Source organism: Niastella sp. OAS944 (assembly GCA_024809215.1).
In the GTDB taxonomy this organism is placed as follows: Bacteria; Bacteroidota; Bacteroidia; order Chitinophagales; family Chitinophagaceae; genus Niastella.
This window is the reverse complement of record JANUBW010000011.1, coordinates 173870-194683: the sequence shown is the minus strand read 5'-3', so window position 1 is coordinate 194683 and position 20814 is coordinate 173870. Positions and strand designations below refer to the sequence as shown.

Sequence of the window (20814 nt, the reverse complement as noted above, 5' to 3'; positions counted from 1 at the left end):
GTTCAAAAAAACAACCATGAAGATTTCACACGTATTGTTTGTCATTAGCAGTGCAGTTTCAATTAATGCCTACTCCCAGCAAGGTACCGCCGCAAAAGGGGTAGTGCCGGGTAAAGAAAATTGGTCGAAAGGTATGGCCGCCTCGGTTATGAGTTGGTGGAACGATTCACTGGCCCGGCAGCCTAAGAAATGGAGTTATGATATGGGTGTTGTTTTAAAAGGTATGGAAGCCTTGTGGTATGCCACCGGCGATCCTGCTTATTACAAATACATTCAAAAAAGCATCGATGCCTGGGTAAATGAAGATGGTACTATCAGAGGTTACGAGGCCAATGAGTACAATATTGACCACGTGAACAATGGAAAGAATGTATTGCTATTGTACCAGGTTACAGAAAAAGCAAAGTATAAAAAAGCGGCTGATCTCATGCGCGAGCAATTAGCGCATCACCCGCGTACAAAAGAAGGCAGCTTTTGGCATAAACAAATATATCCCTGGCAGGTTTGGCTCGATGGCTTGTACATGGGACAACCATTTTACGCCCAGTACGCCATGTTGTTTGGCGAAGACACCGTTTTTAACGATATCACCCGCCAGTTTGCAGACATAGAACGGCATGCACGCGATCCCAAAACCGGTTTATTATACCATGGCTGGGATGAATCGAAAGAACAGCAATGGGCCAACAAACAAACCGGTAATTCACCCCATTTCTGGGGCCGCGCTTTAGGCTGGTATGGAATGGCAATGGTTGATGCGTTGGATTTCTTCCCCGCCAACCACCCCGGCCGCGATACCATCATTGGCATTTTAAACCGCTTTACCAAAGCGGTTACCAAAGTACAGGACCCCAAAAGCGGTGTGTGGTACGATATCGTTGATATGCCCACCGCACCAAAGAACTATTTAGAAGCATCGGCCTCGGCAATGCTGGTATATACCATTGCAAAAGGTATTCGTAAAGGCTACCTGCCCGCTACTTACTGGGCCAATGCGCAAAAAGGATATGCCGGTATATTAAAAGAGTTCGTTGACAAAAATGCCGACGGACAGGTTCAGCTGAAAGGTACCGTATCTGTATCGGGCCTTGGTGGCAAACCCTACCGCGATGGCAGCTTTGAATACTATATGCGCGAAAAAGTGATCGTGAACGACTGGAAAGGTATTGGCGCATTTTTATTGGCCGGTGCTGAAATGGAGAACATGCCGGCTACCCTGGTAGGTAAAGGAAAAACGGTAACGGTAGATTACTATTTCAACCACGAAGACAAAAAAGAACTGAACGGGTTTAAATACCCCACCCACTATACCTGGAACGAAATGAGCTATAATGGTTTCAGCTTTTGGGGCCAGGCGTTCAGCAGCTATGGCGCAAAACTAAGCACCCTTGAGGCAGCGCCAACAGCCGCCAACCTGTCAAAAACCGATGTATACATTGTTGTTGACCCGGATGGTTTAAAAGATAACAAGAACCCCAACTATGTAAACGAAGAACATGTAAAAGCCGTTAGTGAGTGGGTTAAAAAAGGCGGTGTGCTGGTATTGATGGCCAACGACAGTGTAAACTGCGACCTGGCCCATTTCAATAAACTGGCCAATGCTTTTGGCATCACCTTCACCAACCGCGGCCGTAACTTCGTACAGGGTAACCAATACGAAACCGGCGCCGTGCCCATTCCCGCCGGTAATGAAGTGTTTAAAACCACTAAAAAAACGTACCTGAAGGAAATAAGCATTATTGACACCAAGACGCCCGCCAAACCATTGGTAAAATTGGAGAATGATATTGTGATGGCAACAGCCAAATATGGCAAAGGAACTGTGTTTGCGGTAGGCGATCCCTGGTTGTACAACGAGTACACCGATGGCCGAAAAATACCAGCAGAGTATGAAAATGCCAACGCAGCTTATGAACTGGCTAAATGGCTGCTGCAGCAGGGTGCGAAGAAGTAATACATTAGCCGCTGGCGATCACTACACTAAGTGCATTTAGCCGGCAGGTAACAAGGAAAGTGCAGGATAGGTATTAAGCCTAAACGATAGATATTGCAAAGTTGAACCCATGTGGCCGGTCAATAAAACGATCAACCAATTATTAAAAAAGAGATTTTTAAATTTTTAAAGCGTAGTGTATGATCCTTTCGAGGTATAACCTGAAAAATATCAGTGCGCAGGATGTAATTACACCTGCTGAGTCAGTATTTGATCTTCCAGAAAAAGTGTTACAGTTCGGCACTGGCGTATTGTTACGCGGGTTACCTGATTATTTTATTGATAAAGCCAACCGCCAGGGCGTTTTCAATGGCCGGGTGGTAATTGTTAAATCAACCGACAGCGATTCTTCTGCATTCGATAAACAGGATGGATTGTATACGCAATGCGTGCGTGGCCTTGAGAATGGTAAAACCATTGAAGAGAATATTATCAACTCTTCTATCAGCCGTGTACTGAGCGCAAAAGACGAGTGGAGCGAGATCCTTAAATGTGCACACAACCCGCACATGCAGGTGATCATTTCAAATACAACCGAGGTGGGTATTCAACTGGTACAGGACGATGTACATCGCCTGCCACCCGTTTCTTTCCCCGGTAAACTGCTGGCCTTCCTGTTAGAGCGTTACAAAGCGTTCGACGGTAGCCGCCAAAGCGGTATGGTGATCGTTCCTACGGAGTTGATCCCCGATAACGGTAAAAAATTAGAGTCTATCGTACTGGAGCTGGCGCACCTGAACGGCCTCGACGATACCTTTATTCAATGGCTCGAGAACTGCAACTACTTCTGCAGCTCACTGGTTGACCGCATTGTTCCCGGCAAACCAGATGCCGCCTTCCGTGAAGGACTGGAAAAGAAATTTGGATTTAAAGACGACCTGCTCATCATGTCTGAGGTTTACCGCCTTTGGGCCATTGAGGGCGGCGAGCACATAAAATCGGTGCTTACTTTCGCTTCGGTTGATGAAGGCGTTGTAATTGCACCCGATATCAACCTTTTCAGAGAACTGAAATTACGGATGCTGAACGGTACGCATACATTATCGTGCGGACTGGCCTACCTGGCTGGTTTTGGTACCGTTAAACAGGCTATGGACGATGCCCAAATGCAAACATTTATCAGTCAGCTGATGTTAAATGAAATAGCAACCGGCATTCCCTACGACGTTGAGCCTGGCGTATCCGCATCTTTCGGATCAAAGGTATTAGACCGCTTCGCCAACCCGAATATTGAACACCACTGGATAAACATTACCATGCAGTATACTTCAAAAATGAAGATGCGTAATGTGCCCGTGATCCTGAAATATGCTGAAAGGATAAAAGCAGTGCCCGAGAATATTGCTCTGGGATTTGCTGCTTATCTGTTATTTTTGAAGCCCGTAAGCAAAAAACAGGATAAATTTTACGGTGAATGGCAAGGTAAAGAGTACCATATCCAGGACGACTTTGCAGCCTATTTCTTTGAAAAATGGAGCAAGTTAAAACCGGCGCAACTGGCCGATGAAGTACTGGCCGATACCTCACTGTGGGGTGCCGACCTGAGTGCCATCCCTGGTTTTGCACAAGCCGTAAAAGATAATATGGCCTCTTTGCTGGAAGCCGGCGTAGCTAAAACAATTCAAACACATCAGACCAAAAAAGTATTGGCGTAATGAAGAAAAAGGTCTTAAAAGTTCATGAAGACGATAATGTGGTTGTAGCATTGACCAACTTATCAAAAGGTGAAACCGTTTCATTGAACGGGCAGGAATATACCCTGCTGGAAGATATCACTGCAAAACACAAATTCGTTGCTACCGATCTGAACGCAGGCGACTCTATTTTCATGTATGGCGTACTGGTAGGTAAGGCGCAATCGCCCATTAAAAAAGGCGGCCTTATTTCAACCGCAAACGTAAAACACGCAGCCAACGATTTCGTGATCAGTGACGAGCGAAAAACCAACTGGAAACAACCAGATGTATCGAAATTTGCCGGCCGCACGTTCATGGGCTATCATCGCGCCAATGGCGAGGTAGGTACTGCCAACTTCTGGCTCGTAATACCCATGGTGTTTTGCGAGAACCGTAACCTCGATGTACTGCAGGAATCACTGGTACGCGACCTCGGTTACGGCCGTAACAAGAAATATAAATATCAGGCACAACAACTGATAGAATTATACAAAACCGGTAAAAGCGTTGAAGATATTCTGAACGCTGATATTCGTTCTGAAGCCGGTGATGAACAGGCAAAACGTTTGTTCCCCAACGTAGATGGTATTAAGTTCCTCAACCACGAAGGTGGTTGTGGCGGCACCCGTCAGGATGCACAGGCATTATGCGCCCTGCTGGCTGGTTACATTACGCACCCCAACTGCGCCGGCGCTACCGTGCTGAGCCTGGGTTGCCAAAATGCACAGGTATCCATTCTCGAAGAGGAGATCAAAAAACGCGATGCCAACTTCGCAAAACCATTGTATATACTGGAGCAACAGAAGATTGGTCTTGAGAGCGATCTGCTGGCTGCAGCTATAAAACATACATTCGCCGGGTTGATCCTTGCCAACCAAACCAAACGCGAGCCTGCTCCGCTGAGCAAGCTGTGTATTGGCCTCGAGTGCGGTGGCAGCGATGGCTTCTCAGGTATTTCGGCCAACCCCGCCATCGGTTATACATCCGATCTGCTGGTAGGTTTGGGCGGTTCTGTAATTCTGTCTGAATTCCCCGAGCTGTGTGGGGTAGAACAGGAGCTTAGCGACCGTTGCGTACAGGTAGATATTGCCAAACGCTTCTCGCACCTGATGAAAACCTATAATGCCGCAGCTGTGGCTGTAGGTAGCGGTTTCGATATGAACCCTTCACCAGGTAATATCAAAGACGGCCTGATCACCGACGCTATTAAATCGGCCGGCGCTGCTAAAAAAGGTGGCACCTCACCGGTAGCAGATGTACTGGACTATACCGAAAAAGTAACTAAAAAGGGTTTAACCCTGCTGTGCACACCCGGTAACGATGTGGAATCAACCACCGCCGAAGTAGCCAGCGGCGCCAATGTGGTGTTGTTCACCACAGGTTTGGGAACACCAACCGGTAACCCCATTGCACCCGTAATTAAATTATCGAGCAATACCGCTTTATATAACAAAATGCGTGATATCATCGATATCAACACCGGCACCATTATAGAAGGTGAAGAAACAATTGAGCAGGCTGGTGAGCGTATACTGGATTATGTTATCAAGGTGGCAAGCGGTGAACTGGAGATCAGTGCCGTTCGCCATGGCCAGGATGACTTCATCCCCTGGAAGCGAGGAGTATCGTTATAATGTTATTAAGCGTCCCGATCAAAGATCGGGGCGCTTTTGAGTTTATATTGAGTTTCGAGAATTTAACCTTTTAAAAAATAGTAGGGGACCACCCCACCAAACAGGCCAAATGAAAAAGTTTGTTGACGAGCATTTCTTATTGCAAACACCCACTGCTCAAAAGCTGTATCATGAGTTTGCCAAACAAATGCCCATAATAGATTATCATTGCCACTTACCTCCCGATCAAATTGCCAATGATACCCAGTTTGAAAATTTAACCCAGGTATGGTTATATGGCGACCACTACAAATGGCGTGCAATGCGTACCAACGGTATCAACGAAGACTACGTTACCGGTAAAAAAAGCGATTTCGAGAAGTTTGAACAATGGGCCGCTACCGTTCCTTACACCCTGCGTAACCCTTTATACCACTGGACGCACCTCGAACTGCAACGCTACTTTGGAATAAATGATATTCTTGATTCAAGAACAGCAAAAAAAATATACGAAGAGGCTACTGCCAAACTGCAAACAAAGGAATACTCTGTTCGCGGTTTGTTGCGTAAGATGAATGTGAAAGTGGTGTGCACCACCGACGATCCCATCGATAACCTCGAGTTCCATAAAAAAATTAAAGCCGATGGCTTTGAAGTAAAAATAGTGCCTGCATTCCGTCCCGATAAGGCGATGAATGTAGATGGAGCTGCTGCATTTAACGATTACGTAGGTAAAGTAGAAGCTGCTTCAAATACTTCAATTGGCAGCTACGGCGATTACCTGAAGGCGTTGAAAAAGCAACACGACTTTTTTGCCACTATGGGTTGTGGCGTAAGCGACCACGGTCTTGAGCAGATCTATGCCGAAGATTATACCGAAGCGGAGATCAAGGCCGCCTTTGATAAAATAAGAAGTGGTAAAGAACTGTCGCTTGAAGAGAACCTGAAATTCAAATCGGCTATGCTGGTTGAATTTGCCCGTTGGGATTGGGAAAAAGGCTGGGTACAACAGTTTCACCTTGGTGCGTTGCGTAACAACAACAGCCGTATGTTGAAACAGCTGGGCCCCGATACCGGTTGGGATTCAATAGGCGACTTCTCACAAGCCCGTCAATTGTCTAAATTCCTGAACAGGCTCGATACAGATAATCAACTGGCTAAAACTATTCTTTATAACCTGAACCCTGCCGATAATGAACTGATGGCTACCATGATCGGTAACTTCCAGGATGGCAGCGTAGCAGGTAAAGTTCAGTTTGGTTCGGGCTGGTGGTTCCTCGATCAAAAAGATGGCATGACCAAACAGATCAACGCCCTTTCGAACATGGGACTGCTGAGCAAGTTTGTAGGTATGTTAACCGATTCAAGAAGTTTCCTTTCATTCCCCCGCCACGAATACTTCCGCCGTTTGCTGTGTAACATGTTTGGCGATGATATTGAAAATGGCGAATTACCTGCCGATATTGACTGGGTAGGTAAAGTGATACAGGACATTTGTTTTAACAACGCTAAAACTTATTTCAACTGGTAATGGGGAATGTATTAAGCTTTGGAGAATTGCTCCTCAGGTTATCACCTGATATGGATGGTCAATGGCTGGCAAATTCAGCAATGCCTATACACGTAGGTGGCGCTGAGCTGAATGTGGCCCGTGCGCTGGCCCTTTGGAAAATACCGGTAAAGTACTGTACAGGCTTACCTGATAATTATTTATCGCAACAATTAGTAAAACAACTGCAGCAATGGAATATCGATACTACGGCCATTCAATACGGTGGCCAGCGTGTTGGTATTTATTATTTGCCGCAGGGGTTGGATGTTAAGAATGCCGGCGTTATATACGATCGCGCTGAATCGTCATTTGCGCGTTTGCAAAAAGGCACCATTAACTGGGATGCATTGCTCGAAGGAGTGACCTGGTTTCATGTAAGCGCCATTTGCCCCGCGCTGAATGCCGATGCCGCCGATGTATGTGCCGAGGTAATGCAGGTATGTAACAAAAAAGGCATCACCGTTTCTATTGACCTTAACTACCGCGCCAAATTATGGCAGTACGGTGTTCCGGTACATGAAGTAATGATGCGTTTGGCCCCGTTCTGTGATGTTATTATGGGTAATGTGTGGGCGGCTGAAAAAATGTTACAGATACCGGTTCACCCCGACCTGGTTACAACCGATACAAAGGAAATGTACCTTGAACAGGCGCTGGTAACTTCAAAAGAGATCATAAAGCAATACCCCCGCTGTAAGGCGGTGGCCAACACCTTCCGCTTCGATCATAAAGGCATTGTATATTATACCACTTTATATACCAACGACAAATTGCATGTTTCGCATGGGTATACAACCGAAACCGTGGTTGATAAAGTGGGTAGTGGCGATTGCTATATGGCTGGTTTGATCTATGGATTTTACAATAAGCATACGCCGCAGCAGATAGTTGAATTTGCCACGGCAGCCGCTTTTCAAAAATTGTTCATTAAGGGCGATGCAACCAATAAATCGGTTGAAGACATAAAAGCAACTATAAAGCAATAATGAAGAACCAACAGGATATATTGAATCAGATACAGCAGCAAAAAATGCTGCCATTATGGTTTCATAAAGACGCCACTGTTAGCATTGACGTATTAAAGGCATTGTATGCTGCCGGCATTAAAGCCGTAGAGTATACCAACCGTGGGGCCGAAGCTGTAGAGAATTTCAAGGCATTACGTAAAGTAGTGAAGGAAAGCATGCCCGGTATGCTGTTGGGCATTGGAACAGTAAAAACTGTTGAAGATGCACAAAAGTTCATTGACGCCGGTGCTGATTTTATCATCAGCCCCGTGGTGTTTCCGCCTGTAGCGAAACTGGTACAGGACGCCGGTTTGTTATGGATACCCGGTTGTTTAACACCAACCGAAGTTTTCACGGCCGAAATGAACGGCGCTAAAATGGTGAAGATCTTTCCCGGTAGCGTAGTAGGGCCTTCTTATATTGCAGCTATTAAGGAATTGTTCCCCGGGTTGTTGTTTATGCCCACAGGTGGGGTAGATACAACCGCTGAAAATATTAAAGAGTGGTTCGATGCTGGTGTGGTGGCTGTAGGTATGGGCAGCAAGCTCATAAGCAAAGCTGTATTGCAGAACAAAGAGTACGATAAGCTCACGCAGCAGACAAAAGCAGTATTGGACATTCTAAATAATATCAAATAATAATTAACGAACCGTGCCACGTTCCCCTAACGTGGCACGTCTTTGTTCCCTAAAAAGGACTGACATGCAAGCTATAGGAAAATACCGGTGGACCATTTGCGGCCTTGTCTTTTTCGCAACCACGATCAACTATCTCGATCGCGCAGTTATCAGTTTATTAAAAGACACTTTCACCACTGAAATGGGGTGGAATGATGGCGATTATGCAAATGTGGAGATCGCTTTTAAAATTGCTTATGCCATTGGTTTATTGCTCGCTGGCCGGGTGATAGATAAAATGGGTACAAAGATCGGTTATGCAGTAGCTACTACCTTATGGAGTGCTGCCGCGGTAGCGCACGCAGCCGTTAATACCGTAACTGGTTTTGGCGTTGCCCGCGCTTTTTTGGGTGTTTTTGAGGCAGGTAACTTTCCTGCCGCTATTAAAACAGTGGCCGAATGGTTCCCTAAAAAAGAAAGAGCGCTTGCAACAGGTATATTTAACTCCGGCGCCAACGTTGGCGCTATTCTGGCGCCTATCGCCGTTCCGTGGATAGTGGTTACTTTAGGCTGGCATTGGGCCTTTATTATAACCGGTGTATTAGGCTTTTTCTGGTTGATCTTGTGGTTCATGTTCTATGAAGTGCCCAAAAAGCAAAAGAAATTATCACAAGCCGAGTATGAATATATTCATAGCGACAGAGATGAAGCCCCCGCATTGGAGCAGGTTAAGCCAAGTGTATCATGGGCAAAATTGCTTACTTACAAACAAACCTGGGCTTTTGCCATTGGAAAATTGCTTACCGACCCTATTTGGTGGTTCTATCTCTTCTGGTTACCCGATTTCCTGGGCAGTGAATATGGTTTAAAGGGAACAGCTGTATCATTACCCGTAGCCGTAGTATATACTATGTCTACAGTAGGAAGTATCTTCGGTGGATGGTTGCCAATGAAATTCATCAATGGTGGCATGGCAACTTACAAAGCCCGTAAAACCTCCATGCTCATTTATGCCTTCTTTGTTATTCCCATCATATTTGCGCAACTGGCAGGTGGTGTTGATATGTGGTTTGCCGTTATCATTATCGGTATTGCCGCATCGGCACACCAGGCATGGAGCGCCAATATTTTCACTACAGTGAGCGATATGTTCCCCAAGCACACTACTGGTTCTGTAACCGGTATTGGCGGTATGTTTGGTGCATTAGGCGGTATTTTGCTTTCTGCAGCTGTTCAAAAGAACCTGTTTGTGCACTATCGCGCTATTGGAAAAATTGAAGTAGCATATTATATCATGTTTGCAGTGTGTGGCGGCGCCTACCTGCTGGCCTGGTTGATCATGCACTTCCTGGTGCCAAAAGAGAAGAGAGTAGAATTAGCATAGAATAAGCTTGTAATATAACTGAACGGGGAAGATTCCGCTAAAACGGTTTCTTCCCCGTTCGCTTTTATAAGTTTATTTATTGTGTTCAGGGTCAATTAAATTCCCGAAACCCATTTTTAATCCCTCTGGCTAAAAATGCGTAAAAACACCGCAGAAGGGGCAAATTTTGACCCAGTGCAGATTTAATATGCAAAAAAAATAGAAACAATTGCCATTTAGTGCTCGTTGTGTGCCGAAATTTTGTAAATTAGAAATATTCCAAAATCAATATTCCTAATCTAAAAATCGACTGTTATGGAAAGAGCCTACAAATGCTGTCAATCCTGCGGTATGCAAATGAAACGGGATAACGGTGGAACCCATGCGGATGGCACCATAAGCAAAATGTATTGCAGTCACTGTTTCCAGGATGGAAAATTCACAGTGCGGAACATCACAGTTGATGATATGAAGGAACGGGTAAAAGGAAAATTAAAAGAGGTTGGCTTTCCTGGTTTCCTCACCGGCTTTTATACCCGTAACATACACAAACTGGAGCGCTGGAAATCACATCCCCTTGCTGTTGAATAATATAGCTTAGCAAGGCGTTACTTATGGACACTGATCTATTAAAATCTTACACCCGTAATACATATAGTGCTGTTCAGTCAACGAACAGCACTTTATATCTGTACGTAGTATCAAAGCCAGTTTGATACCCCAGCTACTTTTGGGTTTTCTTAACCACATATTGTTTTATATTAGTGTTCACAACCTTTTTAAGTGAAACACTATAAAATACGGCTGCTGCTAACGGTTGCCCTTATCGCTTCTTTCAGTGTAAATGCCCAGCAAAAAACACCAAAGTTCTTTGCTGAAGTTGCTGCTGGTCCTTCTTTCCCCATAGGGCAGTTTGGTGAAAAAGAATATCCGGGTATCGATGCCAAAGATCAGCCCGGTATGGCCAAAACCGGAATGGCTGCTAATATAACATTGGGTTATTATATAAAGGAAAATGTAGGGTTGTTGCTAACAGGTGGTTATGCTGCCTATAAACAAATCCCCGAAGGGCTTGAAGAATATATAAAAAGAAACTTTTACGTAAGCGCTACCGATGTTGATGTAAATGCCGATGACTGGAAACTACTAAAGGTTATGGTTGGTGGCTTTTATATTACACCACTAACCGAAAACAAATTGAACCTCGTTACAAAGATCAGCGCCGGGATCTTAAAAACAGCTGTGCCTGCATTTAGCTGGCGGGCCTACAACGCAACCGGTCCCGCATTTGCTGGTGGTGAAAATGAAGAAGAAAAACTGCCCACCTCATTCTGTTACCAAATAAGCCTGGGGTTGCAATATAAATTGAACGAAAGATTTCATCTGCTCTTCGATCTCAATTCCTTTAATGCAACGGCAACCGATAAGGCGCCACCGCAGCCAATTGGCAACCCACCCGGGGTACCTGCTGAACCCGATAAAAAGTACAGGTTTGGTTCGGTAAACGCGCTGATAGGCGTGGGCGTAAGCTTTTAAAGCATGTAAAATGTGCTAACAAGTGAACCAGTTACGCTTGCAAGCGTGCAACGTTAGCAAACACGCAAACCGTCAAAGCAAATAAGCTTACAAACAAAACAAACAAGGTAACCGCCTGCACAAATATGCGTGCAGGTGAGGCCAACAAGGTAACTGTCAACTTCAACAGGCACGCTGGCATGGCCAACAAGCGGGCGGGCATCACCAACAAGTGAACCAGCAACACAAACAAGCTTGCAAACGAGGCAAACAAGCTTGCAAATGAGGCAAACAAGCGTGCAAGCAAGGCCAACAAGCGAACCGCTGAAAAAAATGTGGTTATCGCCATTGAAAATATGGTTATCGGCCATGCCGGCATAGCCTATCACCGAAGTAAATCATGTTATGGCTGAAGAAAATATGCCTATCGGCGATGTAAATATGCTTACAAGCCATGCAAAACAACCTACAGGCGTTGCAAACATGCTTACAAGCGATGTAAAACAACTTACAAGCCATGCAAATCATCTTACAAGAGATAATTGCATGATTATGTATGTGTTGTGATTTCTTAAAAGCCTTCGATCAATGTTCTCACCTTCAAATTCTCATATTATTCTAATGTGCGATAGCTTACCCCTGTGCTATCTTTGCGGCCGAATAAGCCTGTTTGCTTAGCCTACGATCTTTCTGCAGTTTTTTCCATACCAGTAAACCCACAAAGAAGACCGACCAGCTGGTGAGGATTGTTATTACTGTAACAGGCAGCGTAATATAAATATGAACAAGATCATCAATCCACTTCGCAGTCGTTTAAAACGGGTGTACGACCGTTTGCATAACGAACGCTTCAAGCACAATTTATTGCAGGCTATTCCCTTTTGGATAGCATCGGTGATTACCGGACTTATTGCTGTGTTATACGCCAAATTATTTGCCTGGGCCGAAATGGGTACCGCATGGGTGCTGCACCATGGTGTGTGGTGGCTGTTCATTATTACCCCTATAAGTTTTGTTGTTGGCTGGTGGCTGGTATTTAAGTTTGCACCCGCTGCCCGTGGAAGCGGTATACCTGCAGTAATAGCTGCTGTAGAACTGGCCACACCAAAGTATATTGATAAAGTAGGAAAGCTATTAAGCGTTCGCATCATCATCGTGAAAATAGTATCGAGTATTGTTATGGTGTTTGGCGGTGGGGTAGTTGGCCGAGAAGGGCCCACCATTCAAATTGCCGGTTCGGTGTTCAGAGCCATCAATCAAATACTACCATCGTGGTGGCCCAAGATCTCAAAGCGCAATATGATAAAGGCCGGCGCAGCTGCCGGATTGGCCGCGGCATTTAACACACCGCTGGGTGGGGTAGTATTTGCTATGGAAGAAGTAACCCGTACGCACATCAGTTATTTTAAAACAGCGTTGTTCACCGCCGTTATCATTGCTGGTTTAACCGCTCAAATGTTACTGGGCCCTTACTTATACCTGGGATATCCCGATGTAAGTAATTTATCGGGCTATATTTTCTTTGGCGTAATTGCCGTGGGCATTGTTACCGGCGTATTGGGAAGTGGTATGGCCCGGGTAATATTGTCTATCATGAAGTGGGTGCGTTCGTTCAATATTTCAAAACGCATTGTTTATAACGTTCTCTGCGCCCTGGGACTTGCCGCCATGGCCTATTTTATCAGCGAGCAGGTGTTGGGCAGTGGTAAAGAAATAATGACACATACATTATTTACTGCCGATAAACATTTGCCCTGGTATATGCCTATTGCCCGTATGGTTGGGCCTGTTATATCATTTACCAGTGGAGCAGCCGGTGGGGTGTTTGCACCCGCATTAACGGCAGGCGCCAGCGTTGGCGCTGTTATGGGTGAATGGTTTGGTTTTGCAGGTACTAATGTAAACCTGTTGATTCTTGCCGGCATGGTTGGTTTTTTAACCGGCGTTACCCGCACGCCATTTACTTCGGCCATCTTAGTACTTGAAATGACCGACCGCCATAATGTGATCTTTCATCTGATGCTTGCGGGCATGTGTGCTACATTAGTGGCCTATCTGGTAGACAGGCATTCATTCTACGATCATTTGAAGATGCAGTTCATTCAGTATGTGCATCATGAATCTATTCCTGAGGAAGAAGTTGAAAAAGTTGATGAAGTTGATAGCGTTGATAAAGGAGAGAATATTACTGAGGTTAAGTAATTGAAAGCAGCAAATAGTTGACGAGTTAGCTGGTTAACGAGTTAACTAACTCATTTCTTCTTAGGATCCCAGCCTTTGAATTCAATAAGATCATCAAATTCGAGATGCAATCCTTTCTTTACAACTATGGCAGAGCGCAGGTAAAAATAGCGGCGTAAAATAGGCATGTGGTGCCAGTTGCGTACGCGTTTTTTAAAGTTATGTTGAAGTTCGGCAACGAGAAATTTTTTATCCAGTTCGCCTTCTTCACGAACCGACCTTAGCAGTTTCATACTAAGAACGCCTACAACGGCGCCAGCCATAAAGAACAGGTTCCATTGGCCACGCCCAAATAAGTGAATAACAAAATGGCTGGTAAAGAAGTCGGCCAGCAAACCACCAATTAATGGGGCGGTGGCAGAAAATACCGCTGTTACAATATTTTTGGTAACTAGGTATACAATGCCTTCCTCGGCCGGGGCCAGCTTTAAACCAATATTTTGAAGCGCCAGAGTGATACCGGCGTTGGATGCGCCCATTAGTATATGCATTATCACTAGTACAGGCAGCATAAAGGCTGCGCTCATAATTCCCACTATTGACCAGGCCATAATACAGGCAATATAAACCGGGGCGCAAATACGAATGATGGTCTTATTGCTATAACGGTCTGAACAACTACCCCACAATTTAATGGAGGTGATACTGCTTACCTGGCTAACAATGTTCAAACAAATTACATACAACAATGGCAGGCCGAGCGTCTTCATCATATAAACTGCGAAGAAAGGCGTAACCAGGTTGAAGGCAAAGATCCAGCAGGAATTGAACACCAGCAGCTTTCTGAAATTAGGCACGGTGAGCGGTTTGCCGAAGAGCTTTGCAATATTATTGTGAATGGGTTTCGACTTTGGTTCGGGTGTGCGGGCCAGGGCGTAAGCACCCCACATACCGGTTATACCGCTGATAATGAACATACAGGCATAAGCTGTGATCTCATGTTGGGGGTAGTGTGCTTTTATGTGATCGATGCTCATGGCTATAAGCAGGCTAAGGGTAACACTTAATATTTGCATCAGCCGGCTGCGGTGCGAAAAGTAACTCCCCAATATCTGTTGCGGAATAAGATCGCGCATCCATGAGTGCCAGCTGCCACCTGCAACAGCGGCAAACAGGTATTGGAACGATAACAAAAATATAAGTGCCCCAACACTTGCTGTGTTAGAGAACAATAAAGGCAGAATGCCTATAAGTAATAATGGAAAGCGGGCGCAAATAGCGCCGGTAACGGTTATGGCGCGGCGGTTATTGAACTTTTGCACCAGCCATACTGAAATAAGTTGAAAAATACTGGTGAGGGTAGGAAGCGCCGCCAGCACACCGATTTGCACGTTGGAAGCGCCCATATACAAGGCAATGGCAACCAGAAAGGTACCTGCGGTGAGTGTGTTCATGGTCTCTGTAGCCAGACCGTCCTTTAGTATCAAATGCAACCCGGTTTTTACCTGGGCATTGGTTAATTGATCTGATGGTTGAAGTTTCATCACGCTGCCTCGATTAATGGTACTACAATATTAACGCTCAAAAAGAGAACGCATTTCATTTGTGGATATTATTGCGGCATTATACATATTGTTCTGTAGTATGGTTTAAAACCATTATTTATAATTTCCTTAACGCAATGGTCTTAAAAAAGAAAAAGCTGTACACAACATTGAATTGTGTACAGCTTTTACATTACACGATCGCCTGCTATTCCTCGTACTTTTCGTTTACTGCATTCACATTTGCTTCTTCTTCAGCAATACGGGTAAGTAAGCTGTCAGTAACTTTTTCTTCGGCCAATGTTTGATCGAGCAACTCTGCAGCGTCATCATGACCCATGGTTCGGGCTAACGTTACCAGTCCACCGTAAGTGGCAATTTCATAATGTTCTGCTTTTTGTGCTGCGAAAATTAAACCAACATCGCGTTGAGCGCTGCCATTATCAGTTTCGTCAATGATGTCTGCGCCTTCATCAACAATACCAGCCATGGCCGGGCACTTCAATGCTTTGGGTTCTTCATTAAAAAGGCGAAATATATTTTCAAGTCGTGTTACGTGATTGATCGTTTGTTCAAGATGATCGTTAAAGGCTTGTTTTAATCGTTGTGATGTGGCTGCATCAGCCAGTTTGGGTAATGTTTTTACCAGTTTCTTTTCGGCCCAGTAAACATCCTGTAGTTGTTGAATGAAGAACTGGTGCAATTTTGAATCGGGCATAACCGAGGAGCGGGCTGTTGTTTGTGGGCCTGCGTTGCTTTGAATAGCCATAGATAGTGTTTTTAGATTAGTTATTGTTTTAACAGTGGGCTTGCCTGTTGTAGGGCTGCAATTATCATTCCTTACAAAGTTGTGGATCAATGTTGAGTGAAATGAATTGTTGGTAATGTTAAGTTGAAAAGTTGATAAAGTTGATAGAGGGAATACAAGTTGACGAGTTCACTGGTTGACGAGTTAACGGGAAGTTGAAAGGAAGGCGTAGCGAAGCCAAAAACTAAGTTGGTGGCAGCCAGTCCACCAGGCACAGAGCGAGCGCAGCGAAGCCCAACGAAAACTGAACAACTCAATAACTGAACAACTCAATAACTCGAAACTAAGAACCAAGAACTAAAAACTATGAACTGTGAACTTCTAAGGAGCATAAACCTTCCCCTTATCAATATGCAACTCGCCTTTATCATGCAAGTGACGCATGGCCCTGATAACCGTTTCAACCCGAAGCCCCGTCATATCGGCTATTTGTTGCCTTGTTAATTTTATTTGATGACAAACAGGGCAGGTATGTTTATGGTTCTTCTTTAAATAATTCAGCAGTGTGCTAATGCGGTGTTCCGGACTGTAATATGCCAGCTCGCGAATGGTGAGGAATTTGAACCGCATACGTACGGCCAGTAATTTGGTAAATGCAAAATGTATGTCGGGGTTATCTTTAAGTAATTGCAGAAAGTTGCTTTTATGCAGCCTGATGATAACGGTGTCTTCTTCGGCAATGGCGGTAGCTGCATATCCCCCATCATCGAACAGTGGCAGTTCGCCAAAGCTTTCGCCTTTTTCAACCATTAGTTGAATAAACTCGCGGCCTTCTTCATTTATACTTACCCATTTTACCGAACCACTAACTACCTGGTGGTAGAAGTTGGCGCATGCCCCTTCCTGAAAAATGATTTCATCGCATTTCACTTTCTTATAAGTAGCGCCCCAGGTGAGCAGCAGGTCAATATCGATCATCATAGAATGGTTGATTAACAGTCTCAAAACTAACGCGGGTGGTCTGCGGGCCACATGATCTTATACAGCAGTGGGGATGATTTATATCAGCCGGCTATGTTGATGTATAGCGAAAGAGAATGATGTGAAGTGTGTGAAAGTCGTTGCCACACTGGCTTTTATCGCGAGCAGTTATTTATGATCCCTGTCATGTGTTGCTGTTGTAACCAGCGTGTTAAAGTTTTGTCATTACCCCGTATGACTTCAATCATAAAGGCCCCTTTTGTGGCAGCGTAATCTTGTACTGTAAATCAATTAAAATAAATCACCTGGTATGAAAAAAATGTTCTTGATCCTGAGTTTGGCTGTGGGTTTATACGCCTGCTCAGGTAATGCTGCAAAGCAGGAAACACCAACTAATGGATCAACGCCAGCCACTGCAGAATCAGGCAATCCTTCTTATGATCCTGAAAGAGGCGCAGGTAAATTCAAAGATGTTGCTGTTAGCCCAACCCTCGACACTAAAATGGCCGATGCTGGTTTGAAAGTATATGAAGTGAAATGTGCTTCATGTCACAAGCTTACCGACGAAAAGCTGGTAGGCCCCGGTTGGAAAGATGTTACCAAACGCCACAAAGCCGACTGGATCTTAAACTTTGTTACCAACACAGACGAAATGCTGGAAAAAGACTCCAAGGCGCAGGCCATGCTTGAGTTATGTTTAGTGCGTATGCCTAATCAAAATCTCTCCGATGAAGAAGCCCGCAATGCGTATGAGTACATGCGTAAGAACGACGGTGTCAAGTAGCGGAATAGTCAATTAAGAGAAGCAAAGTTATAAATAGCATACTGTTACAGGTTACAAGGTACAGGTTGCAGGGAATACCTTGCAACCTGCAACAACCTGGAACCTGGAACCCGGTAACCGGCAACACGCTCTTAGAATCTCTATGTTACAATCAATAAATACACTCTCCTAATAAAAAATTTATGAAACCCTTCAATCAAACTTTTCTCCTGCTAACTGTAGCTGCTGCCAGCTGGCTTCAGGCCTGCAAACCCAACAATGCGGCTACAGCAGTTAGCGGAGATGCAGCCGCGAAAACCTATGTGGCCCCCGGTAAATATGATGAATTCTACAATTTCGTTTCCGGTGGCTTTAGCGGACAACTATCTGTATACGGTTTACCCAGTGGACGCTTGCTGCGCGTTATTCCCGTGTTTTCGGTAGACCCTGAAAAAGGTTATGGCTACAGCGAGAACAGCAAAGGCATGTTGAACACTACGCATGGCTTTGTTCCGTGGGATGATCTGCACCATACCGAGCTTTCTCAAACCAATGGCGAAGTAGATGGCCGCTGGGTGTTTGCCAATGCCAACAATACGCCCCGCGTTGCCCGTGTGGATCTTAAAACCTTCCGTACTGCCGAGATCATCGAATTGCCCAACAGTGCGGGTAACCACTCTTCGCCATTCATTACAGAGAATACGGAATATGTAGTAGCAGGTACCCGTTTTAGTGTGCCCATTGGCGATAACCAGGATGTGGCCATTAGTTCTTACAAACAGAACTTTAAAGGTTCGCTCAGCTTTATCAGCGTTGATAAAACCAGCGGCGCCATGGATATTGCCTTCCAGCTGCAAACACCCGGCGTTAACTTCGACCTGAGCCACGCCGGTAAAGGCCCAAGCCATGGCTGGTTTTTCTTCAGCTGTTATAATTCAGAACAGGCCAATACCCTGCTTGAAGTAAATGCTTCACAGCGCGATAAGGACTTTATTCTTGCCGTTAACTGGAAGAAGGCAGAAGAATATTTGAAAGCGGGTAAAGGCATTAAGAAAGCTTCGAAGTATAGCCGCAGCCGTTACGATGAAAAAACACACCAGGCCACTTCAGAGATCCTGAACGAAGTAACCGTGCTCGACCCGGTTGTGTTAAAAGATATCTGCTACCTGATACCCTGTCCTAAATCGCCCCACGGTTGCGACGTTGACCCCAGCGGTGAATACATTGTAGGTAGCGGTAAACTGGCTGCGCTGATCCCCGTTTTCTCTTATGCAAAAATGCAAAAGGCCATTGCCGATAAAGCATTTGATGGCGAGTTTGAAGGCATTCCTGTTATTAAATACGAAGCCGCATTGTATGGCGAAGTACAAAAACCAGGTTTAGGCCCCTTACACACCGAGTTCGATGGCAAAGGCAATGCATACACTTCATTCTTTGTGTCATCAGAAATTGTGAAATGGAATATCAAAGACCTGAAAGTGCTCGACCGTGTGCCTACTTATTATTCAATTGGTCACTTGTGCGTACCTGGTGGCGATAGCAAAAAACCAAATGCCAAATATGTGATCGCTTATAACAAGATCACAAAAGACCGTTATCTGCCCACTGGTCCCGAACTGGCGCAAAGCGCCCAACTGTTCGATATCTCCGGCGATAAAATGCAGCTGATACTCGACTTTCCTACCATTGGCGAACCGCACTATGCACAGGCAATTGCCGCCGACCTGGTATCGAAGAACTCAGTTAAGCTCTTCAAGATCGATGATAATGCAAACCAATATGTAACAAAAGGAGAGAAGGAAGCAAAAGTGGTGCGTGAAGGAAATAAAGTACACGTATATGCTACCTCTATTCGCAGTCACTTTGCACCTGATAATATCGAGGGCGTAAAAGTAGGCGATGAAGTATATTTCCACGTCACCAACCTTGAGCAGGATTGGGATATACCCCACGGCTTTGCAGTTAAAGGCGCCAATAATGCCGAGCTGCTGATAATGCCCGGTGAAACACAAACGCTTAAATGGGTGCCCGAAAAAGCAGGTGTATATCCATTCTACTGTACCGACTTCTGTAGTGCCCTGCACCAGGAAATGAGTGGTTACATCCGTGTATCGTCTCCTGGCAATAATGTACCTATAAGTTTTAGTTTGGGTAAAACAAATGATGCCGAACCGGCTAAGTAGATTAAAGCCGTGGCACGGTTCCGATCCGTGTCACGGTTACTTAAAAGAACAGTTATGAACAACAGGTTATCCACAGCTTCAAGAATTATAACGGTCATCTGCGCCCTGTCGCTGATTGGTATGCTCATTTTTCCTATCTGGCGCATTGAGCTATCGGCCCCGCAATATCCCGAAGGACTTGAGTTAAAGATCTATGCCAATAAACTTGGTGGCGATGTAGAAGTGGTGAACGGGTTGAACCATTATATAGGCATGCGTACCCTTCATGAAAACGACTTTTTTGAATTTACCGTTTTGCCTTATATAATAGGGGTGTTTGTGCTGTTTGGCCCAGTAGCTGCACTCGTTAACCGTAGATGGTTATTTATTACCTGGGTGGCATGTTACCTGTTGTTTGCCCTGGTAGCCTTGGTTGATTTTTATTACTGGGAATATAATTATGGACATAACCTCGACCCGGCAGCGCCTATACAAGTGCCCGGCATGACCTACCAACCGCCATTGATCGGCTTTAAACAGTTGCTCAACTTTGGCGCATGGTCGGTGCCTGGTACCGGTGGTATTATATTCACCGGTGTAGGCCTCGTGCTGGTGTTACTTACCTGGCGGGAACTACGAAGAAAAAACAGATCGTTTATCAATGTAAGGACCAAATTGACCACCGCTGCCATTATTACAATGGTGTTTGTTAGCAGTTGCAGCACCGGCCCACAACCTATTCAGTTTGGAAAAGAGGCCTGCGACTTTTGCAAAATGACCATTTTAGATCAGCGGTTTGGCGGTGAGGTCATCACCCAAAAAGGAAAGGTGTATAAGTTTGATGACATACACTGCATTACCTCGTTTTTAAGATCCGACAATTCAGAAAAAACCAAAAATGCAGGTATCTACCTGCTCAATTACAACACGCCGGCAAAGTTTGTTAAGTCCGGTGAAGGTTTCCTGTTGCGCAGCAGCGAACTGCACAGTCCTATGGGAAGCAATACCGCAGCATTTGCCACAGAAGCGGACAGGGAACAAAGTAAACAACAAGTGAACGGCGAAAATGTGTTATGGAATAATATCAAACAATGATCTT

The 20814-nt window shown here is 45.0% G+C and carries 18 protein-coding genes; 14 read left to right on the top strand and 4 right to left on the bottom strand.

Annotation, left to right across the window (positions count from 1 at the left end; genetic code table 11):
- The first annotated feature begins 16 nt into the window (after nucleotides 1-16).
- The 9 genes from GGD38_RS32285 (at nucleotide 17) to GGD38_RS32245 (ending at nucleotide 11357) form a co-directional block, all read left to right on the top strand.
- Entirely contained in the window at nucleotides 17-1954 is a 1938-nt protein-coding gene (locus GGD38_RS32285) for a glycoside hydrolase family 88 protein (protein WP_375296498.1), read from the top strand.
- Nucleotides 1955-2133: 179 nt separating this feature from the next.
- Nucleotides 2134-3648, top strand: a complete 1515-nt coding sequence (locus GGD38_RS32280; RefSeq protein ID WP_375296497.1) for a tagaturonate reductase — start codon at nucleotides 2134-2136, stop codon at nucleotides 3646-3648.
- On the top strand, nucleotides 3648-5303 hold the full coding sequence (locus tag GGD38_RS32275) for a UxaA family hydrolase (protein ID WP_375303933.1): 1656 nt from the start codon (nucleotides 3648-3650) through the stop codon (nucleotides 5301-5303). Before GGD38_RS32280 ends, GGD38_RS32275 begins: the two co-directional genes overlap by 1 nt.
- A gap of 109 nt (nucleotides 5304-5412) precedes the next feature.
- Nucleotides 5413-6813, top strand: coding sequence for a glucuronate isomerase (uxaC, locus tag GGD38_RS32270; RefSeq protein WP_375296494.1), 1401 nt, complete (start codon nucleotides 5413-5415; stop codon nucleotides 6811-6813).
- Nucleotides 6813-7820, top strand: a complete 1008-nt coding sequence (locus GGD38_RS32265) for a PfkB family carbohydrate kinase (protein ID WP_375296493.1) — start codon at nucleotides 6813-6815, stop codon at nucleotides 7818-7820. Before uxaC ends, GGD38_RS32265 begins: the two co-directional genes overlap by 1 nt.
- Nucleotides 7820-8479, top strand: coding sequence for a bifunctional 4-hydroxy-2-oxoglutarate aldolase/2-dehydro-3-deoxy-phosphogluconate aldolase (locus GGD38_RS32260; protein WP_375296492.1), 660 nt, complete (start codon nucleotides 7820-7822; stop codon nucleotides 8477-8479). The genes GGD38_RS32265 and GGD38_RS32260 overlap by 1 nt, the downstream gene beginning before the upstream one ends.
- A gap of 64 nt (nucleotides 8480-8543) precedes the next feature.
- Nucleotides 8544-9842, top strand: a complete 1299-nt coding sequence (locus GGD38_RS32255; protein ID WP_375296491.1) for an MFS transporter — start codon at nucleotides 8544-8546, stop codon at nucleotides 9840-9842.
- A 294-nt stretch (nucleotides 9843-10136) separates the two neighbouring features.
- A complete protein-coding gene (locus GGD38_RS32250; RefSeq protein WP_375296490.1) occupies nucleotides 10137-10412 on the top strand; it encodes a zinc ribbon domain-containing protein in 276 nt (91 codons plus the stop codon).
- 192 nt (nucleotides 10413-10604) lie between these two features.
- Complete coding sequence (locus GGD38_RS32245) at nucleotides 10605-11357, top strand: hypothetical protein (protein ID WP_375296489.1); 753 nt, start codon at nucleotides 10605-10607, stop codon at nucleotides 11355-11357.
- Nucleotides 11358-11388: 31 nt separating this feature from the next.
- Here the strand turns inward: GGD38_RS32245 and GGD38_RS32240 are convergent, their stop codons facing one another.
- Nucleotides 11389-11685, bottom strand: coding sequence for a hypothetical protein (locus GGD38_RS32240; RefSeq protein WP_375296488.1), 297 nt, complete (start codon nucleotides 11683-11685; stop codon nucleotides 11389-11391).
- A 56-nt stretch (nucleotides 11686-11741) separates the two neighbouring features.
- Here GGD38_RS32240 and GGD38_RS32235 point away from each other — a divergent pair, with 56 nt between their 5' ends.
- The gene (locus GGD38_RS32235) at nucleotides 11742-11903 is read left to right on the top strand and encodes a hypothetical protein (protein ID WP_375296487.1); all 162 of its coding nucleotides are present in this window, start codon (nucleotides 11742-11744) and stop codon (nucleotides 11901-11903) included.
- 213 nt (nucleotides 11904-12116) lie between these two features.
- Complete coding sequence (locus GGD38_RS32230) at nucleotides 12117-13538, top strand: chloride channel protein (RefSeq protein ID WP_375303932.1); 1422 nt, start codon at nucleotides 12117-12119, stop codon at nucleotides 13536-13538.
- A 50-nt stretch (nucleotides 13539-13588) separates the two neighbouring features.
- Here GGD38_RS32230 and GGD38_RS32225 read toward each other — a convergent pair whose 3' ends face one another.
- The 3 genes from GGD38_RS32225 to GGD38_RS32215 all read right to left on the bottom strand — a co-directional run bounded on the left by GGD38_RS32225 (nucleotide 13589) and on the right by GGD38_RS32215 (nucleotide 16790).
- On the bottom strand, nucleotides 13589-15061 hold the full coding sequence (locus GGD38_RS32225; protein WP_375303695.1) for an MFS transporter: 1473 nt from the start codon (nucleotides 15059-15061) through the stop codon (nucleotides 13589-13591).
- A 208-nt stretch (nucleotides 15062-15269) separates the two neighbouring features.
- Nucleotides 15270-15830: a ferritin-like domain-containing protein gene (locus tag GGD38_RS32220; RefSeq protein ID WP_375296484.1), complete on the bottom strand. Its 561-nt coding sequence runs from the start codon at nucleotides 15828-15830 to the stop codon at nucleotides 15270-15272.
- 360 nt (nucleotides 15831-16190) lie between these two features.
- A complete protein-coding gene (locus GGD38_RS32215) occupies nucleotides 16191-16790 on the bottom strand; it encodes a Crp/Fnr family transcriptional regulator (RefSeq protein ID WP_375296483.1) in 600 nt (199 codons plus the stop codon).
- A gap of 310 nt (nucleotides 16791-17100) precedes the next feature.
- Between GGD38_RS32215 and GGD38_RS32210 the strand changes: the two genes are divergently transcribed.
- The 3 genes from GGD38_RS32210 to GGD38_RS32200 all read left to right on the top strand — a co-directional run bounded on the left by GGD38_RS32210 (nucleotide 17101) and on the right by GGD38_RS32200 (nucleotide 20810).
- Nucleotides 17101-17574, top strand: coding sequence for a c-type cytochrome (locus GGD38_RS32210; protein ID WP_375296482.1), 474 nt, complete (start codon nucleotides 17101-17103; stop codon nucleotides 17572-17574).
- A 182-nt stretch (nucleotides 17575-17756) separates the two neighbouring features.
- Nucleotides 17757-19736, top strand: coding sequence for a Sec-dependent nitrous-oxide reductase (gene nosZ / locus GGD38_RS32205; protein WP_375296481.1), 1980 nt, complete (start codon nucleotides 17757-17759; stop codon nucleotides 19734-19736).
- Between the two features lie 54 nt (nucleotides 19737-19790).
- On the top strand, nucleotides 19791-20810 hold the full coding sequence (locus GGD38_RS32200) for a nitrous oxide reductase accessory protein NosL (RefSeq protein WP_375296480.1): 1020 nt from the start codon (nucleotides 19791-19793) through the stop codon (nucleotides 20808-20810).
- Nucleotides 20811-20814 lie beyond the last annotated feature (4 nt).

Coding starts and splice junctions, on each gene's coding strand:
- GGD38_RS32275 (WP_375303933.1), top strand. CDS start 3,648: ATGAAGAAAAAGGTCTTAAAAGTTCATGAAGACGATAATGTGGTTGTA.
- GGD38_RS32260 (WP_375296492.1), top strand. CDS start 7,820: ATGAAGAACCAACAGGATATATTGAATCAGATACAGCAGCAAAAAATG.
- uxaC (WP_375296494.1), top strand. CDS start 5,413: ATGAAAAAGTTTGTTGACGAGCATTTCTTATTGCAAACACCCACTGCT.
- GGD38_RS32250 (WP_375296490.1), top strand. CDS start 10,137: ATGGAAAGAGCCTACAAATGCTGTCAATCCTGCGGTATGCAAATGAAA.
- GGD38_RS32240 (WP_375296488.1), bottom strand. CDS start 11,685: ATGGCGATAACCACATTTTTTTCAGCGGTTCGCTTGTTGGCCTTGCTT.
- GGD38_RS32225 (WP_375303695.1), bottom strand. CDS start 15,061: ATGAAACTTCAACCATCAGATCAATTAACCAATGCCCAGGTAAAAACC.
- GGD38_RS32200 (WP_375296480.1), top strand. CDS start 19,791: ATGAACAACAGGTTATCCACAGCTTCAAGAATTATAACGGTCATCTGC.
- GGD38_RS32255 (WP_375296491.1), top strand. CDS start 8,544: ATGCAAGCTATAGGAAAATACCGGTGGACCATTTGCGGCCTTGTCTTT.
- GGD38_RS32265 (WP_375296493.1), top strand. CDS start 6,813: ATGGGGAATGTATTAAGCTTTGGAGAATTGCTCCTCAGGTTATCACCT.
- GGD38_RS32285 (WP_375296498.1), top strand. CDS start 17: ATGAAGATTTCACACGTATTGTTTGTCATTAGCAGTGCAGTTTCAATT.
- GGD38_RS32220 (WP_375296484.1), bottom strand. CDS start 15,830: ATGGCTATTCAAAGCAACGCAGGCCCACAAACAACAGCCCGCTCCTCG.
- GGD38_RS32280 (WP_375296497.1), top strand. CDS start 2,134: ATGATCCTTTCGAGGTATAACCTGAAAAATATCAGTGCGCAGGATGTA.
- GGD38_RS32235 (WP_375296487.1), top strand. CDS start 11,742: ATGGCTGAAGAAAATATGCCTATCGGCGATGTAAATATGCTTACAAGC.
- nosZ (WP_375296481.1), top strand. CDS start 17,757: ATGAAACCCTTCAATCAAACTTTTCTCCTGCTAACTGTAGCTGCTGCC.
- GGD38_RS32230 (WP_375303932.1), top strand. CDS start 12,117: ATGAACAAGATCATCAATCCACTTCGCAGTCGTTTAAAACGGGTGTAC.
- GGD38_RS32210 (WP_375296482.1), top strand. CDS start 17,101: ATGAAAAAAATGTTCTTGATCCTGAGTTTGGCTGTGGGTTTATACGCC.
- GGD38_RS32215 (WP_375296483.1), bottom strand. CDS start 16,790: ATGATGATCGATATTGACCTGCTGCTCACCTGGGGCGCTACTTATAAG.